The 14,719-nt window shown below is 62.7% G+C and carries 16 protein-coding genes; 4 read left to right on the plus strand and 12 right to left on the minus strand.

All coding sequences use genetic code 11. From position 1 onward, the window contains the following. Nucleotides 1-172 precede the first annotated feature (172 nt). A complete protein-coding gene (locus tag HCN50_RS20395; protein WP_171711484.1) occupies nt 173-688 on the minus strand; it encodes a GFA family protein in 516 nt (171 codons plus the stop codon). Nucleotides 689-887: 199 nt separating this feature from the next. Then, nucleotides 888-2,012: an alkene reductase gene (locus tag HCN50_RS20400; RefSeq protein WP_171711485.1), complete on the minus strand. Its 1,125-nt coding sequence runs from the start codon at nt 2,010-2,012 to the stop codon at nt 888-890. Between the two features lie 104 nt (nt 2,013-2,116). On the opposite strand from HCN50_RS20400, the gene HCN50_RS20405 reads away from it, so the two are divergent. Continuing rightward, nucleotides 2,117-2,500: a winged helix-turn-helix domain-containing protein gene (locus HCN50_RS20405; RefSeq protein ID WP_171711486.1), complete on the plus strand. Its 384-nt coding sequence runs from the start codon at nt 2,117-2,119 to the stop codon at nt 2,498-2,500. Between the two features lie 183 nt (nt 2,501-2,683). Here the strand turns inward: HCN50_RS20405 and HCN50_RS20410 are convergent, their stop codons facing one another. Continuing rightward, nucleotides 2,684-4,180, minus strand: coding sequence for an aldehyde dehydrogenase family protein (locus HCN50_RS20410; RefSeq protein WP_171711487.1), 1,497 nt, complete (start codon nt 4,178-4,180; stop codon nt 2,684-2,686). A gap of 194 nt (nt 4,181-4,374) precedes the next feature. Between HCN50_RS20410 and HCN50_RS20415 the strand changes: the two genes are divergently transcribed. Then, a complete protein-coding gene (locus HCN50_RS20415; RefSeq protein ID WP_171711488.1) occupies nt 4,375-5,226 on the plus strand; it encodes an SDR family NAD(P)-dependent oxidoreductase in 852 nt (283 codons plus the stop codon). 281 nt (nt 5,227-5,507) lie between these two features. Here the strand turns inward: HCN50_RS20415 and HCN50_RS20420 are convergent, their stop codons facing one another. Both HCN50_RS20420 and HCN50_RS20425 read right to left on the minus strand, forming a co-directional pair. Next, on the minus strand, nt 5,508-5,972 hold the full coding sequence (locus tag HCN50_RS20420) for a cupin domain-containing protein (protein ID WP_171711489.1): 465 nt from the start codon (nt 5,970-5,972) through the stop codon (nt 5,508-5,510). A gap of 565 nt (nt 5,973-6,537) precedes the next feature. Further along, the gene (locus HCN50_RS20425; protein ID WP_171711490.1) at nt 6,538-7,524 is read right to left on the minus strand and encodes a LysR family transcriptional regulator; all 987 of its coding nucleotides are present in this window, start codon (nt 7,522-7,524) and stop codon (nt 6,538-6,540) included. A gap of 100 nt (nt 7,525-7,624) precedes the next feature. Between HCN50_RS20425 and HCN50_RS20430 the strand changes: the two genes are divergently transcribed. Next, entirely contained in the window at nt 7,625-8,191 is a 567-nt protein-coding gene (locus HCN50_RS20430) for a YybH family protein (RefSeq protein ID WP_235977113.1), read from the plus strand. A gap of 681 nt (nt 8,192-8,872) precedes the next feature. On the opposite strand, the gene HCN50_RS20435 is transcribed toward HCN50_RS20430, so the two are convergent. From HCN50_RS20435 to HCN50_RS20460, 6 genes are all read right to left on the minus strand, one after another. Then, nucleotides 8,873-9,079 (minus strand): hypothetical protein, encoded by a 207-nt coding sequence (locus HCN50_RS20435; protein ID WP_171711491.1) that lies wholly within the window; start codon nt 9,077-9,079, stop codon nt 8,873-8,875. Nucleotides 9,080-9,188: 109 nt separating this feature from the next. Next, nucleotides 9,189-10,388, minus strand: a complete 1,200-nt coding sequence (locus HCN50_RS20440; RefSeq protein ID WP_171711995.1) for a hypothetical protein — start codon at nt 10,386-10,388, stop codon at nt 9,189-9,191. Between the two features lie 11 nt (nt 10,389-10,399). Continuing rightward, a complete protein-coding gene (locus HCN50_RS20445; protein WP_171711492.1) occupies nt 10,400-11,440 on the minus strand; it encodes a hypothetical protein in 1,041 nt (346 codons plus the stop codon). Nucleotides 11,441-11,855: 415 nt separating this feature from the next. Beyond that, nucleotides 11,856-12,254 (minus strand): hypothetical protein, encoded by a 399-nt coding sequence (locus tag HCN50_RS20450; RefSeq protein WP_171711493.1) that lies wholly within the window; start codon nt 12,252-12,254, stop codon nt 11,856-11,858. 144 nt (nt 12,255-12,398) lie between these two features. After that, a complete protein-coding gene (locus tag HCN50_RS20455; protein ID WP_171711494.1) occupies nt 12,399-12,686 on the minus strand; it encodes a YiaA/YiaB family inner membrane protein in 288 nt (95 codons plus the stop codon). 52 nt (nt 12,687-12,738) lie between these two features. After that, entirely contained in the window at nt 12,739-13,434 is a 696-nt protein-coding gene (locus HCN50_RS20460; RefSeq protein ID WP_171711495.1) for a PspA/IM30 family protein, read from the minus strand. Between the two features lie 102 nt (nt 13,435-13,536). On the opposite strand from HCN50_RS20460, the gene HCN50_RS20465 reads away from it, so the two are divergent. Continuing rightward, nucleotides 13,537-14,175 carry a TetR/AcrR family transcriptional regulator gene (locus HCN50_RS20465; RefSeq protein WP_171711496.1) on the plus strand — a complete coding sequence of 213 codons (639 nt, stop codon included), beginning with the start codon at nt 13,537-13,539 and terminating at the stop codon, nt 14,173-14,175. A 123-nt stretch (nt 14,176-14,298) separates the two neighbouring features. On the opposite strand, the gene HCN50_RS20470 is transcribed toward HCN50_RS20465, so the two are convergent. Continuing rightward, on the minus strand, nt 14,299-14,712 hold the full coding sequence (locus tag HCN50_RS20470) for a Rieske (2Fe-2S) protein (RefSeq protein ID WP_171711497.1): 414 nt from the start codon (nt 14,710-14,712) through the stop codon (nt 14,299-14,301). Between the last annotated feature and the right edge of the window lie 7 nt (nt 14,713-14,719).

The raw sequence follows: 14,719 nt of genomic DNA on the forward strand, positions 1-14,719 counted from the left end.
CTGCTCTGCGCAGACATTCTCGTGTCCCGGACACGATGCACCGCGGGACCCGAACACAAAATCGCGAAAACAACCCCATGCAAAGTAGAATGGCTCCGCCACGCAGCCCTCAGACCGCTTGCGTCCGGGCACGGGATGGTGCGTCGTCACGGCCCAGCCTGATCTCATGCTGCTAGAACATGCCCTCACTGCTGGCGCGCTTCTTCTTTTTCGAGCGCTGCCAGACCACGCCGGGATAGCCCTTCAGCGGCACCAGCGGCTCGCCGGTATAGGCCCATTCCTGCAATTCCTCGATCGCGATGTGATAGAGCGGTTGCCGCCCGGTGCGGCCTGAGAACAGCGCGCGGGGGATGTTGACCATGTGCGGCGAGCGCGGGCGCTCATAGATGACGGGCGTGCCGCAATGCGCGCAGAAGCTGCGCACGGTCTTGGTGGCCACGTCTTGGTACCGCGTGAGGCTGGTCTTGCCTTTCGTGATGCGAAAACGCTTCTTCCAGCTTCCGACATAGGTTGCATAGGCCGCGCCGTGCGCGCGACGGCTCGCCGGCGAATGATCATGCCAGGCCCAGCGCGCCGGCACGTCGATCTCGAAGGCGACCCTGCCGCACAGGCATTGGCCGGCGGCGGGTTTGCCGAGAGATACGGGTTTGGTTTTCTTTTGCTCTTCCAGCTCCGGTTCGGGAAACATGTTCTGGTCCTGTCTCACACTCCGTCATTGCGAGGAGCAAAGCGACGAAGCAATCCATGGCGCCGCAAGTTGAGATATGGATTGCTTCCCTCCGCTCGCAATGACGGCCGAGCCTGTAGCCCGGATGAGCGAAGCGATATCCGGGAACACTGGCGAGAACGGCCCGGATGTCGCTTCGCTCATCCGGATTACGGCATCCTCATGCCTGCTCCAATTCGTTATGCTCCGGATAATCCGTATAGCCCGCCATGTCGCCGCCGTAGAAGGTGGCGCGGTTGTAGGGCGTCAGCGGAAAGCCGCGCTGCAACCGGCGCGGCAGGTCAGGATTCGAAATGAAGATGCGGCCGAATGCGACCGCGTCGGCATGCCCCTCCCGGATCGCCGCATCAGCGGTCTCGCCGGTAAAGCCACCGGCGGCGACCAAGACGCCCTTCCAGATCGGACGGAACAGCACCATCGCGGACGGCACGTTCTGATGGTTGACCTCGGCGCGGCCTGCGCCGGAGGAGCGCGGCTCGATGAAGTGCAGGTAGGCGAGGCCAAGCGGGTTGAGCTGTTCGACCGCGTAAGTATAGAGCGGCATCGGATCCGGTTCGCCGCTGCCATTGGCAACGCCGTAGGGCGACAACCGCACGCCGACGCGGTCGGCGCCCCACACCTTGACGACCGCGTTCGTCACTTCCAACAGGAACCGCACGCGGTTCGGAATCGAGCCGCCATACTGATCGGTGCGCAGGTTGGTATGCGACTGCAGGAATTGCTCGATCAGATAGCCGTTGGCGCCGTGCACCTCGACGCCGTCGAAGCCGGCGGCAAGTGCGTTCTTCGCCGCCTGGCGATAGGCATCGACAATGCCGGGAATCTCCGACGTTTCGAGTGCGCGCGGCGTCTCATAGGGGACTGCCTTACCGTCGGCCGTTCCGGTCTTCAGGTCGGCGATCGGCACCGCCGATGGCGCGACCGGCAATACGCCGCCCGGCTGGAACGAGGAATGCGAGACGCGCCCGACATGCCAGAGCTGCAGGAAGATCACCCCGCCCTTGGCATGAACCGCGTCGACTACCTTGCGCCAGCCCGCGATCTGCTCATCGGTATAGATGCCGGGCACGCCTGGACTGCCAAATCCCGTCTCCGTCACGGGCGAGGCCTCGGCGATCAGCAGTCCGCCTGGCGTTGCGCGCTGCGCGTAATATTCCGCGTTCAGCGGCCGCGGCGCGAGCGAGGGCTTTGCCGCGCGCATCCGGGTCAACGGTGCCAACGCCACACGATGTTTGAGCTGGTAAGGACCGACCTTGAGCGGCGAAAACAACGATGGATAATTCATGTCTCTCCCGACCCCGTGTTGATACGGATATGTAACCGCGTCAGCTTGTTCGTAAAAGGTTTGGGACGCAACGTGTAGCCTTGACGCGAGGGAGCACATCTTCCATGCAAAAACCGAACGTCAAACCGCTTCCCTCGCTCAGCGTCCGCATCGACATCGATGCCGCCGGGCGCATCGGCCCCGGCAAGATCGAGTTGCTCGAAACGATCCATCGCAGCGGTTCGATTTCCGCCGCCGGCCGCGCCATGGACATGTCCTACAAGCGGGCATGGGATCTCGTCGATGAGATCAATCGTGTCTGCCGCCAGGCCGCCGTCGAACGGCAGACCGGCGGCAAGAATGGCGGCGGCGCGGTGCTGACGCCGTTCGGCCTCTCGCTGGTCGCGCGTTATCGCAAGATCGAACGCAATGCCGCCAGCGCCGCGCGCAAGGAGCTTGAGGCGCTGCGCCAGGAGATCGGACGGCCCAAGAGAGCGGCCAGCCGGTAAAAAGGAAAGTGATGGCTCGAAGCCGCGGCGGGCTCTCTTCACCTCTCCCGCTTGCGGGGGAGGTCGGATCGCATCGAACGATGCGATCCGGGTGGGGGCTCTCTCCACATTGTGACTTGCGGAGAGAGCCCCCACCCCGCCCTCCCCCGCAAGCGGGAGAGGGAGCGTAATCGCTACGCGACGCTAGGCCGTCTTGATCCAGACCGCCTTGACGTTGAGGTATTCCTCGACGTGCTGCTTGCCGGACTCGCGGCCATAACCGCTCATCTTGTAGCCGCCGAACGGCACGGCCGGATCCATCGCCTGATAGCAGTTGACCCAGACCGAGCCGGCGCGCAGCGCCTTCGCGACCTGGTGCGCCTTGCTGACATTGGTGGTCCAGACCCCGCTGCCCAGGCCGAACGTCGTTGCATTGGCGCGCTTGACCAGCTCGTCGGTATCCTCAAAGGAAATCGCCGAGATCACCGGGCCGAAGATTTCCTCCTGCGCGATCCGCATATTGTCCTGCACATTGGCGAACACCGTCGGCTGCACGAAGAAGCCTTTCGACAGTGCGCCTTCGGTCAGGCGGCCACCGCCGGCCACCGCCTTGGCGCCTTCCTTCTGGCCGATGTCGAGATAGCCGGTGACGCGCTCAAGCTGATCCTTCGACACCAGCGGCCCGATCTGCGTATTCGGATCAATCCCGTTGCCGACCTGCAGCTTTTTGCCGAATTCGGCGACGCGGCCGACAAATTCGTCATATACCTTCCGCTCGACAAACAGCCGCGTGCCTGCGCTGCAGATCTGGCCGGAATTGGCGAACACCGCCATCGCGGCGCCCGGTACCGCCTCATCGAGATCGGCGTCGGCGAACACGATGTCGGGCGACTTGCCGCCAAGTTCGAGCGACACGCGCTTGAGGTTGCCGGCGGAGGCGCGAATGATCGACTGCCCCGTGACATGCGAGCCGGTAAAGGCGACCTTGTCGACATCAGGGTGCGAAGCGAGCGCGGCGCCGGCGGTCTCGCCATAGCCGGGGACGACGTTGACGACGCCGGGCGGAACGCCGGCTTCCATGCAGAGCTCGGCGAGCCGCAGCGAGGTCAGCGGTGCCTCCTCGGCGGGTTTCAAGACCACGGTGCAGCCGGTGGCGATCGCAGGCCCGATCTTCCAGACGGTGGCCGCAAGCGGTCCATTCCAGGGGATGATCGCGCCGACTACGCCGACGGGCTCTTTCAGCGTGTAGGAGAAGATCTCGCCGGGCAGCGAGTTCTCGATGGTCTCGCCGTGCAGCGCCGTCGCCTGCCCGGCGTAATAGCGCAGCATGCCGAGCACGCGCAGCTTGTTGCCACGGGTGCGGCTGATCGGCGCGCCCATGTCGAGGGTGTCGAGTTGCGAGAGCTCCTCGAAATTCTTCTCGACGAGATCGGCGAGCTTCAGGAGCAGCCCCTGCCGCTCATACGGCTTGACCTTGCTCCACGGCCCCTCGAAGGCACGGCGGGCCGCCGCCACGGCGCGGTTGATGTCCTCTGCGTCACCTTCGGCAACGGTCGCCAATAGCTCGCCGGTCGCCGGGTTGTGGGTCTCGAATCGCTTGCCGGAGGCAGCGTCGATCCACTGGCCGTCGATCAACATCTTCTTGTAGGAGCCATCTGCGTAAGGATGGCGCGTGATCGGAATTGCCTGCGTGACAGCCATGTTTGCACTCCCTTGAAGCTCTGAATCCTGACGGACGTTATATCTATCAGTCTATAACGCTGACGTGAAATCGTAATGCAGCCGAACGCTCGTAGAAAGCGGCCGGTGCGAAGACCTCCCATGCCGGTTCGTACGTGGTAGTCTAGGATTATCAGGCTGCGAATACACACCTCATATCTGCCCGGAGAATGACGATGCCCCATCCTGCGATGTCGCCAAATCATGTTGCCGTGATCACCGGGGGCGCCTCCGGCATCGGCCTTGCTGCCGCGATGCGTTTCGCCGGCCTTGGCATGAGAGTCTGCATTGCCGATTTGGGTGCCGAGCGGCTCACGGATGCCGCTGCCAAACTGGCATCTGTCGCGAAGGGCGGCGCCGCCGATATCATGACCGCATCCGTCGACGTCAGCCGCTTCGAGGACGTCGCGGGACTGGAAGCTGCGGTGCAAAAACGGTTCGGCGGCACCGATATCCTGATGAACAATGCCGGCATCGGGCCCGACAGCAACAGTTTTGGCCCGCTGGAAAACTGGCAGCGCATTCTCGCCGTCAATTTATGGGGCGTCATTCACGGCACGCAGGCCTTCGTGCCTCACATGGTCGAACGCGGGCGCCCCGGTCTCGTGATCAATACCGGCTCCAAGCAGGGCATCACGACGCCGCCGGGCAATCCCGCCTATAACGTCTCAAAGGCCGGCGTGAAAGCGCAGACGGAGGCGCTGCAGCATGAGCTACGGAACCTGCCGGGCTGCAAGATCAGCGCCCATCTGATGATTCCCGGTCACGTCTTCACGCCGCTGACCGCGCGTGGCCGCACCGAGAAGCCGCCCGGCGCCTGGACGCCGGAACAAACCGTCGACTTCATGATCGCGCGCATCGAGGCCGGCGATTTCTACATCCTCTGCCCTGATAATGACGTGCCGCGGCAACTCGACGAAAAGCGCATGCTGTGGGCGATCGGCGACGTCGTGGAGAACCGTCCCGCGCTGTCGCGCTGGCATTCGGATTATGCGGAGGCGTTTGCGAGGTTCGTGAAGGGAGAGTAGCTAGGGCGTGGACATAAATCGAGGTTTATGAGTTCGGCTCGACCCACGTCCGCTATTCGGCAAATTGCAGATTCAAATCGGACGCTGCCTCAAGTCCGAAAGGGCCAGGACCCGACATGCCGCTTAGGCCAACGCAGCGGCAAGACTCTGCAACGGCCCCGCTCGGCTTGACCGCAGCGGGGCTGGTCTAGAGTTGGTCTATGCAGTGGTGACAAGGAGGTTCGGTTTCCAGACACGAACGTTAATGGATACCGTGCCTCGCAAATCAGAGTTGGTACACTTCACTGCGTTTTCTTGCGGGGATCGTCAGCCGGGTCGATGTAGTCGATGCCTCCTGGGCCGACGAACTGAACTTGGATGATCGCCTCCTCGTTTCCCGTCCAAACATAGTGAGCGTGCTTTGCCGGCAGCGCGTGCAAGGCGCCTGTCTTGATCACTTCGCCTTTCGTAGTGTCAAATTTTTCGCCCATGCCAAAGCCGACGCTACCGCTGATCACGGTGACGGTCTCGGCATAGGGATGAGTGTGCGGCGGAACTTTATAGTTGGGCGGAAATTTGACGCGCTGGACCACCACGCTGCCAGCTTTCGTTGGATCGCCCACGAGGACCGCGGTTTGGCCACCCTTCGGAATGTTCGGATTGTCCTTCCATGTCAGCGCATCTGGTTTGACCATGGTCACGGCATCTTGCGCCAGTGCCGAACCCGCCAGTCCGATCAAGGCTGCCAACGTCAGAAGCTTTTTCATGAGGTTCTCCTTACGATTGTTACTCCATTTTCAGAGTGCTATTGCGACCGCTTCGGCTCACTGTTCTGAAGGAACGTCGGCAGGCCTCACCAGAGGCGATATTCCTGCGATCTAGGCAAGATCGATGCGGTTGGCATGGATTTGCTTAATTGTTGGGGGCTCAGTCGCCGCCGCAAGGTTCAGCGCGAAGCACGCGACGATCGGAAGCCTGATGAGCCCCGCCGAGACAAGCGGTAACGTTTCGCTGCTCAGGCATAACATGGTCGGCCCTCCGATGATGGTTCAGAGGTCCACAAAAAATCTGGACAAGTTCTTTCGGGATTAGTTCTTAATCAAGCTATACTTACTTATTTTAGAAGCAATGCCTCGATTGTGACAGGGCGTCTAGAAGCCTGATCTACGGTCATATTGACGCATAGCCCATCAGCCGGAGTAGTGAGACGTGGCCAGGAACGTCGAGTGAGTATGCGCGCGACCACGTCCGGTCTACCCCAAGCAGCAGACGCCAAGGCAACCGTCGAGGTCCGACGCGATGGGCCAAATCCGGACCTTCGTAGTTTCAGCGTCAGAGCGACGTGCGACGCTTGGCCGTTAAACGCGTCACCGAATGCGGGCTAATGCAGTTTGTCATGACCTCAAACAGCCAGGCGATCCCAGCATCGGCCATCGCGGCTTGCGAGGTGACGATGCGCACCGAGTCGGCTGTCCAGCGAAAAGGCATAGGGCGCGCCACGAGGTGGAAGCGCGTCGCATGCTGCTCGACGAGATGGCGCGGCAACGTTGCGATCAGATCGCTTTCGGCGAGCTGCGCCAGCGCCATCATGAAATTCGGTACTGTCAGCGCCACGCGCCGCGAATGTCCCTGTTCGGCGAGCCGGATATCGACGATCCCCAGCGGATCACCGATGGCCGATACCAGAAGATGCTGCGCTTTCACATAGGAGGTCAAGCTCAGTGCGCGTGCCAGCGGGTGGCCCTTACGCATCGCGACGACGAAGTCTTCCTCGAACAGCAGCCGTTCGGCGTAGCGCGACGGCAACGCACCAATTGGCAAGATCGCAAGATCGAGTCTGTGCGAGTCCAGTTCCGCCAACGTGTCTTGCCAGACCTGGCTCGTCGCTTTGCCCTGATGTTGCGGCATCAGTTGCAGCAGTCGAATGTCGATCCCCGGCGCGTCTCTCGCCAACCGGGAAATAAGGGGCGCGAGAAAGACAGCCGCCACGGCATCCGGCGCGCCGATTTTGAACGACCGCCGCGCGGTTCTCGCGTCGAAGGGTCCCGCCGCCGACATGATCCCTTCGACGCGCGAAAGAAGATCGGCGATCGGCCCGGCAAGTGCGATGGCACGCTCCGTCGGCTTCACGCCAGTCGAGGTTTTGAAGAACAGCGGATCATGAAGCAGACGCCGCAGACGACTGAGGCCGTGGCTTACCGCGGAAGGTGTGAGATTGAGCTTTTCCGCGGCGCGCGCGACGTGGCGCTCCTCGAGCACGGTGCTGAACACCACAAGGAGACCAACATCGACGCGCAGGAGCTGAGCCGGATTCAGCATAGTGCTGAGATCTTATCACTAGCTTCATGACGATCAAAGAGGCATCCAGCATTTCGACCCGTTCAACCAAGGCGGGCTCGTCCAAGACAGGAGACCTCACATGTCGAAGAACTGCCCAATGCTGCTTGATCCTGCCACAAGTCCGGCGTTATCGCGCCGTCACGCTCTCTCAGCTATGGCAATCATGCCGCTCGTCGTAGCCGAAGCGGCCACGGCCGACGACGTGATTGCCAGGCTGCTGGCCCAAACCCAGCAAGCAAACGCGGCGCTGATGCGCGGGGACGCCGAGACCTACCGGAAAATGGTCGCCATCACGGACGACTTCACGCTGATGTCTCCGTTCGGTGGAGAGCCGTCGAAGGCTTCGCAGTACGCTACTCCCGAAAAATGGGATCGAATGGCGCGGTTCTTCAAGAACGGCACTCACAAGCACGAGGTCGTCCAATCCTACGGCTCACAAGATATGGTGGTTCTGGCATTGATAGAGCGGGACCAAGTCGAGGTCGGGGGGCTGCCCGCGCAGGAATGGGCGTTGCGCGTTACGCTCGTCTACCGGCGCGACGGGGCGCAGTGGCGCCTGGTTCATCGTCACGCCGACCCGCTGGCCAACGGCATCAGCCTGCAACAGGCGGCCGCGCTCGCGCGCGGATTGCCTGCAAGCGAATGATGACGCAAGCCCGCGCTGGTTCGGAGGCGAGCACCATGCAGATGGACTCGGGTCCGGCCAGCGCATATGCGCCACACGACGCGGCCCTGCTGGACTACTTCCGCGATCACACGTCCGCGACCCTGAGCTGTTATCAGGATGGCGGGCGTGACGATGTGCCGGGCAGTACGGTCTGCGCGATCAGTGCTGAGGGACTTAAGAGCATCGACCCGAGAGGCGAATGTCGGCTTCGGGTCAATCGCGTCGTTCTCACATATCTGCAGCATGTCCGATATTCGCCTGTATCGGACCTGCAATTCGGCGTGGCGAACACCGAGCCCCAGGGCGACAGGGTGCAAAGATGTCTAAATGCGCAGGCTAGACAAAGCGAAGCGTGCCGCTACCATCGCTAACGCAGCGTCAGTAAATCTGCCAATCGATCGTGGGCACGTCGCTACGCTCCCTTGCTTGCCCACCCTACAAGCTTCATCCGAATCTTACGGAGGCGTTCGCGAGGTTTGTGAAGGGAGAATAGTCGGTCGTCATACCCCGCGAATGCGGGATATCCAGTACGCCGCGGCCTTTCGATTCTCTCACCGGCGTCTCTGGAATACTGGATTGCCTGCCGGAGCCTGTCATCGGGCGCGCATTCGCGCGACCCGTTGGCGGGCAATGACAGCTTTGGTTGCGTTCGCAGGAAGCTTACAGCGTTACCTGCCTGTCGCCGCATTGCTTGCAGACATATTTGACGCGGGTCGCGCCCTTTTCGGCCTGGACGCGGTTCGGCGCGCCGCATTTGCCGCACACCGCCTCGATCCTGGTGTTGCCCTGCTTGATGACGAGGGCCTTCTTTGCCATCGTCTCGCGGATCAAGCGCTCTGCCTCTTCACGCATCGCTTGCTTCGACATCGCCCTGCCCTGTCATGAACCGCCACGGGGCGCGGTCTTATCACAGTCAAAACACATTTCGTAGGTCGAGTGCGAAAAATCGTAAGAACAAAAACTGCGTGACCGAACGTCAGACTGTTTCCGGCGTCAGCGACAGCAGGCGCCGCACCAAAGCGAGCGCGGTTTCGGTAGCCGGATCGGCCGAGATGACGGGAACCGCGAGCGCGATGACGTCGACCGGATCATGCGAGAGGACAATGAGATGCGTCGCGCTGTTCGCCTTCATCAACGATACGATACGCTCGACGGCGGGATCGGACGATGTGAGTCCCCACGGCGCGTCCGCGCGGCGCAGCACCCGCCGCGTTGACAGAAAGTCGCGCAGCAGCGCGGGATCGTAGGCCAGCAGTTCGCCCTCCCGGCAGCGGCACGCGCTCTCGAAGATCGGATGACGTGCAAGTTCCGATATCAGCGCATCGCGGGTGTTCGCCGGTGACGCCGCGACGGAATTGAGGACGCCGGGTTCCTGCGCTTCGAAGTGGGCGCGCAGCGCGTCCACCATCAGGCCGATGGTGAGAACGCCCGCGATCGCAATGGCACAAAATCGCATGACCTGCGCCGCATCGACATCCGGCGCGACGAACGCTGCCGCAATACCGAGCAGAGCCGAACTCGAGAGGCGCAACGCCGCCATCAGGAGCGCCTGACGCTGTGTCTCCGCGCCGCCTTCCGCGATCAATATCGCGGTGACGACGAGCAGCGCCCCCAATGCCCCGAGCCTGACCGGGATATCCGGCAGCAGCACCCGGAAGTCTGTGACGATGAAGGGAATGACGAGAACGGCGCCGAGGGCGAGGCGGGCGATGCTGCGATTCTCCGACGCCATCAGCGTGGCCCGGTCGCGCCTTGCCAGCAACCAGGCGCAGACGGCAAAGCCGCCGAGCTGGAACAACACAAGCAGGACCGCAGCGGGCATCGCGAGGGTCTCCAACCCTGCAGCGCCGGCGGGACCGAGCACGATGCCGCCGGCCAGAACCGCGATCTTGGCCGGGCGCGGAGCATGGCGCCGCAGGATGCCTTCGGTGACGATCAAGGCGCCGAGCGGGATCAGCGCGGCCGGGACAGCCGACAGGTTATTGAGTACCACGCTGCCGCTCCACCACGCCGTGCCGCGCACCAGGAACAGCGATGCGATAATGCCAAGGGCGACCAGAAGGCGCCGGGTCAGCGGACCCTTGGGATCGCGCCGGTGCAGCGTGAGCATGGCGACGCCGAGCCCGATCGCGCCACAGAGATTGACGATGGAATCGGCGATCATGCCGGATGTCATTTCACCTGGCGTCATCGGCCGTTGCCTTTTCGCGGCCGCAAGCTGCCGAACGGGCGCGTATCATCGAACCAATAGAGCAGCGGCAGGATCAGCCGCTGCAGTGCCAGCACGGCGGAGGCAGCGAGCAGCGCCGGCAACGAGCCAGCCGGCACGTCGCGCTGAATGTAGCGGCGGGCGCCGGCGAGATCGATGCGGCCGAGCTGCAGGAAGTCGTCGCCTCTTACGTAATCCAGCTCGCGCGCGCACCAGGCGTTATACTGCTCGTCGCGATGTTTGGGCGCCGCTTCGAACGTTTTCTTCAGCGCGTCCGACCCGCCGGTATAGGCATTGGTGATGATAAACCGCGCCTCGTCGAAGCCGGCGTCCTCACCCACGCCGAACACGGCGCGATGGCGGGACATGATGCCGCGCGCCAATTGCAGATGCGCAAAGCTCTGGCGCGAATCCGGATGTGGCGACGGAAACACGTCCGAAAAGGTCTGGCTGACCATGCCGACGACCGACGGCACCTGGGTGACGTTCGAGATCCATTTCGGGCGCAGTCCGTCACGGACAAAGAGAACCAGTGCCGTCAAGCCATACAGCACCCAGGAGAGCCCCTGCCCCCGCTCGTCGGGGTCGACCATGACAAGGCCGAGATGCGTGACCTCCACCGGCTCGCCGTCGAGTTCGACCTCCATGACCGACAGCGCGTTGAAGGCGATCGGCCGTCCCGTCGCCTCCTCCGAGATCAGCGTGACGATGGCGCGCGACAGCCGCTCGCGGTCGCCGGAGAAGATGCCGTAGGTGAGATCGCCGGCCGGCAGCGTCTTGCCGGCGACGGTGCGCAATTGCGACACCAGTTCATCGAGATCGACTTGCGAAAGCGACAGCCCCGGACTTTCGATGATCCGCGTCGTCAATCCCGCATGGGTGCGCAAGGTGAGATCGATGGCCGGCTGGTGAAACGCCTTCAGCCAGAAGGCGGCATAGCTGGCGAGGCGGCCGGCCGCAGAACGGACTTGCGCCCAGGCATGACCACTCGCCGAATTGCCGATCCAGAAAGACGCCATGCCACTTGCCCGTATTGGGCGGGATTGGTGCGCTTGCCCCTCTTAAGGAGCCATGAGCGCGACACGTTGCGGTTGCCGCAAGGTAAACAATGTATTGGCGAGGTCAAACATGCTGCAGGACAGACAAACGGCGGATGCTGAAAACATCCGCCGTCCGTCTTCGCCAGCGCCGCGTCACAGGTTACGCGGCTTTGGTAACTTCCATCAGCAGCCGTTCGGTCCGACGTAACTCGCTGCAATAGGTCGGTCGGGACGCGAGTTCAACTGACATCGGCTTGTGCGCTCGCAACGGTTAAAGAGTTGGGATGTAATCATCTTCAGGTTGAGCCACGGTAAACGATGCGTTGAGCAGCGAAGAAAATTGGTACACGACAGCGGATCGCCGATGCGGTCTGGACGTTGCGTCAAACGGTTTTCATGCGATGACCGGCTCTATGGAAGTCCCCTGTTGGCCGCCATAGTCATGCGACAATAACGAGCATGCGCCCATGACGACGGCACCACCAATGGCCAACGTCATCACGATTGAAGTCGGGAACAGACTGTTGAACACGGCGAGAAGCTCGCCCATGGCGGCCGTCGCGCCGACGATCGCGGTCAGGTACGCCCGCAAGGAGACTGGAACGGCGCGAACCAGAAATTCATCTGTTGTCCAGCTGATCGCCGCCATCGGCAAGGTGAGGATGGATAGCACCGCGGCCACGGCGCATACGAAATCGAGGGACCTCGTGCCTGCGGCAACGACCCACAGCAGCAAGACTGTGAAGAACACCGACACCGGAGCCACAACGAGGAATACGAACGCTCTTTTCATCGATCATCCTTTGCAAGGAAGCGGACACTGCGATTTGCAGACGCTAGGATTTCGGATTGCGCTACCGGCATTCCAAGCCAGGCGCCGGTGGCAGGCGGCGCGCAACACGCCCGCCGCCTGCCCTCGCCAGCAGCGCGTCACGGGTTACGCGGCACGCACACCTCGTTCGACTTCCATCAGCAGCCGTTCAGCCTTGGCGTCCTCAATACGGTTCACCAGCTTGCCGCTCTCGTGATTGTCGCGCATCGTCTTGGTCATGGTGATGCAGGATTGCACCAGCATTAGAAAGCCCATCGTGAGATAGCCTTTGATCGACAGTTCCAGCGGCAGAAACCAGATGCCGATGCCGACCATGAAGGCCGAGGCGGCGAACGAGATATAGGTGAAAGCGACCCAGGCCGGGCTGTGTTGAGCGGCAGTGGGATTATTCATGGCAACTCTCCTTGTGTGTGGGTTTGAAGTTTCAGTTCGACAGTTCGGTGGTTCAGGCAGCTTGCGTGCGTTTGGCGTTCAGCCGCGCGAGCACGTCATCCGCGGTTGATTTCAGCCGTGGGCCAAAGCCCTGTTCGGCGAGCTTTTCGGCAGTCGCCAGCGGACCGCTGGCGGCATCGAGCTCGATCAGGGCATCGGCCGCGGCCTGGGCCTCGATCTGCCGCTCACGCAGCCGCTTCAGCGTGTTCTCTGCTTCGGGCAGCGTGGATTCGTAAGGGCGCGCGGCTTCGACGCCGCCCCGGCGCAGCGCACGAACCGCCTCGGATGCGCGGGCGATGCGGCGGCCGCGATCGAGTTCGGTGATCCGCGCCTCGGCACTGGCGACCTGGCGCTTCATGCGGGCGATCTCGGTGGCAAACAGCGTCCGCGCAGTCATCGCGGCGTCGCGGTCGGCCTCGAGATTGGCAATCGCCTGTGCCGCCTCGCGGGCGAGGTCTTCGCGGCCGCCATCGAGCGCCGCGGTGGCGCGGACTTCGAGATCGGCGATACGGGCGTTGGTGGCGTCGAGACGGCGGCCTTCCTGCTGGTCGCCGGCGATCGCCAGTGCCAGCGAGCGCTTGGAACGCTCCACCGCCGCGGCGGCATCGCGCATCTGCTGGTCGAGAATGAGCAGCGCCGCGCGGTCTTCCAGCTCTTCCCCGGCGACAGCCACGCTGCCGCGGAAAAGAGTCAAAACAGTTTTGAACATTTGCAGCTCCCTGTGTTATGAGCATTGCTCATGGATTGTTTGTAGCAGCTGCATGAGCATTGCTCAAGAATTATTTTGAGCGACGCTCAAGATTGGATGATGATGTCCAAGACATTGGAAAAACGAGCAAAGCTTCGGGAATCCCTGATCGAAGCAGCGGAGCGACGGATTGCCGCAGGGGGGCTGGCCGGTCTGAAAACCCGTGATCTGGCGCGGGATGTCAGCATCGCCAACGGCGCGGTCTACAATCTCGTCGACGATGTCGACGAGTTAATCCTGCGGGTAGGATCGCGCACGCTGGCACGGCTCGATGCCGCGCTGACATCGGCCGAAGCCGATGGGGCCGCCTCTCCTGGCGAGACGCTGGTGCGCATCGCGGTCGCCTATTGCGATTTCGCCGCTGAAAATCTCGAACTGTGGCGCGCGCTGTTCGAGCACCGGATGGCGCCGGGCAAGCCGGTTCCGGAATGGGCGATCGACGAACAGATGAATCTGTTCCGCCATATCTATCATCCGCTTGCCGAACTCTTTCCAAAGCGAACGCCGGACGAACTCGGCGTGACGGCACGCAGCCTGTTCTCCGCCGTGCACGGCATGGTGCTGCTCGGCCTCGAGCAGAAGCTGATCGCGGTGCCGGTCGAGGCGTTACGCGAAGAGATCGCGGCGATCGTGCGCGCGATGGTCGATGGGCTGACACATCCCGTCGCCCCGGGCAAGCGAAGCGCGACCCGGGACCCATAACCACCGATGTCAGACCTCTGGCGCGACGGGGCCGCAGCTCTGTCCATTGCCGGCAGCGGTGGCTATGGGTCCCGGCTCGAGGCCGGGGGCGACGTGTGGTGAGAGTGTGCCAGGCCGCGCACCTCACGTCTCGATGATCACGTAGCTGTCCTCGACGCGGACCGGAAACGTCTCGGCCACATAAGGCCCCTTCTGCAGTTCCTCGCCGCTTTCGATCGCGACCGGATAGGAACGGACTTTGACGCGCGCCGGGTCGAACCAGGACTGCCCGTTGCGCATGTCGAATTCCCAACCATGCCAGGGGCAGCGCAACAGTTCGCCGACGCGTGAGCGCTGATAGACGCCGGGCTCCGGCGAGGTCAGCCGCGCGACGCAGGCCGCTCTTGCCAGCGGCGCGCCCTCATGCGGACAGCGGTTGAGCAGTGCGAAGAACTCGCCGTTGACGTGGAACACGACGATGTCGCGGCCCTCGACACCAAAAACCTTGTTGCCGCCGGGCGGGATGTCTGAAGTACGGGCGACGATGTGACGGGCCATGTGATCC

The organism is Bradyrhizobium archetypum (assembly GCF_013114835.1).
Taxonomy (GTDB): domain Bacteria; phylum Pseudomonadota; class Alphaproteobacteria; order Rhizobiales; family Xanthobacteraceae; genus Bradyrhizobium; species Bradyrhizobium archetypum.

What these genes read in the sequence shown, in the direction of transcription:
- HCN50_RS20395 (WP_171711484.1), bottom strand. Translation starts at nt 688, where the DNA reads ATGTTTCCCGAACCGGAGCTGGAAGAGCAAAAGAAAACCAAACCCGTA.
- HCN50_RS20400 (WP_171711485.1), bottom strand. Translation starts at nt 2,012, where the DNA reads ATGAATTATCCATCGTTGTTTTCGCCGCTCAAGGTCGGTCCTTACCAG.
- HCN50_RS20405 (WP_171711486.1), top strand. Translation starts at nt 2,117, where the DNA reads ATGCAAAAACCGAACGTCAAACCGCTTCCCTCGCTCAGCGTCCGCATC.
- HCN50_RS20410 (WP_171711487.1), bottom strand. Translation starts at nt 4,180, where the DNA reads ATGGCTGTCACGCAGGCAATTCCGATCACGCGCCATCCTTACGCAGAT.
- HCN50_RS20415 (WP_171711488.1), top strand. Translation starts at nt 4,375, where the DNA reads ATGCCCCATCCTGCGATGTCGCCAAATCATGTTGCCGTGATCACCGGG.
- HCN50_RS20420 (WP_171711489.1), bottom strand. Translation starts at nt 5,972, where the DNA reads ATGAAAAAGCTTCTGACGTTGGCAGCCTTGATCGGACTGGCGGGTTCG.
- HCN50_RS20425 (WP_171711490.1), bottom strand. Translation starts at nt 7,524, where the DNA reads ATGCTGAATCCGGCTCAGCTCCTGCGCGTCGATGTTGGTCTCCTTGTG.
- HCN50_RS20430 (WP_235977113.1), top strand. Translation starts at nt 7,625, where the DNA reads ATGTCGAAGAACTGCCCAATGCTGCTTGATCCTGCCACAAGTCCGGCG.
- HCN50_RS20435 (WP_171711491.1), bottom strand. Translation starts at nt 9,079, where the DNA reads ATGTCGAAGCAAGCGATGCGTGAAGAGGCAGAGCGCTTGATCCGCGAG.
- HCN50_RS20440 (WP_171711995.1), bottom strand. Translation starts at nt 10,388, where the DNA reads ATGACATCCGGCATGATCGCCGATTCCATCGTCAATCTCTGTGGCGCG.
- HCN50_RS20445 (WP_171711492.1), bottom strand. Translation starts at nt 11,440, where the DNA reads ATGGCGTCTTTCTGGATCGGCAATTCGGCGAGTGGTCATGCCTGGGCG.
- HCN50_RS20450 (WP_171711493.1), bottom strand. Translation starts at nt 12,254, where the DNA reads ATGAAAAGAGCGTTCGTATTCCTCGTTGTGGCTCCGGTGTCGGTGTTC.
- HCN50_RS20455 (WP_171711494.1), bottom strand. Translation starts at nt 12,686, where the DNA reads ATGAATAATCCCACTGCCGCTCAACACAGCCCGGCCTGGGTCGCTTTC.
- HCN50_RS20460 (WP_171711495.1), bottom strand. Translation starts at nt 13,434, where the DNA reads ATGTTCAAAACTGTTTTGACTCTTTTCCGCGGCAGCGTGGCTGTCGCC.
- HCN50_RS20465 (WP_171711496.1), top strand. Translation starts at nt 13,537, where the DNA reads ATGTCCAAGACATTGGAAAAACGAGCAAAGCTTCGGGAATCCCTGATC.
- HCN50_RS20470 (WP_171711497.1), bottom strand. Translation starts at nt 14,712, where the DNA reads ATGGCCCGTCACATCGTCGCCCGTACTTCAGACATCCCGCCCGGCGGC.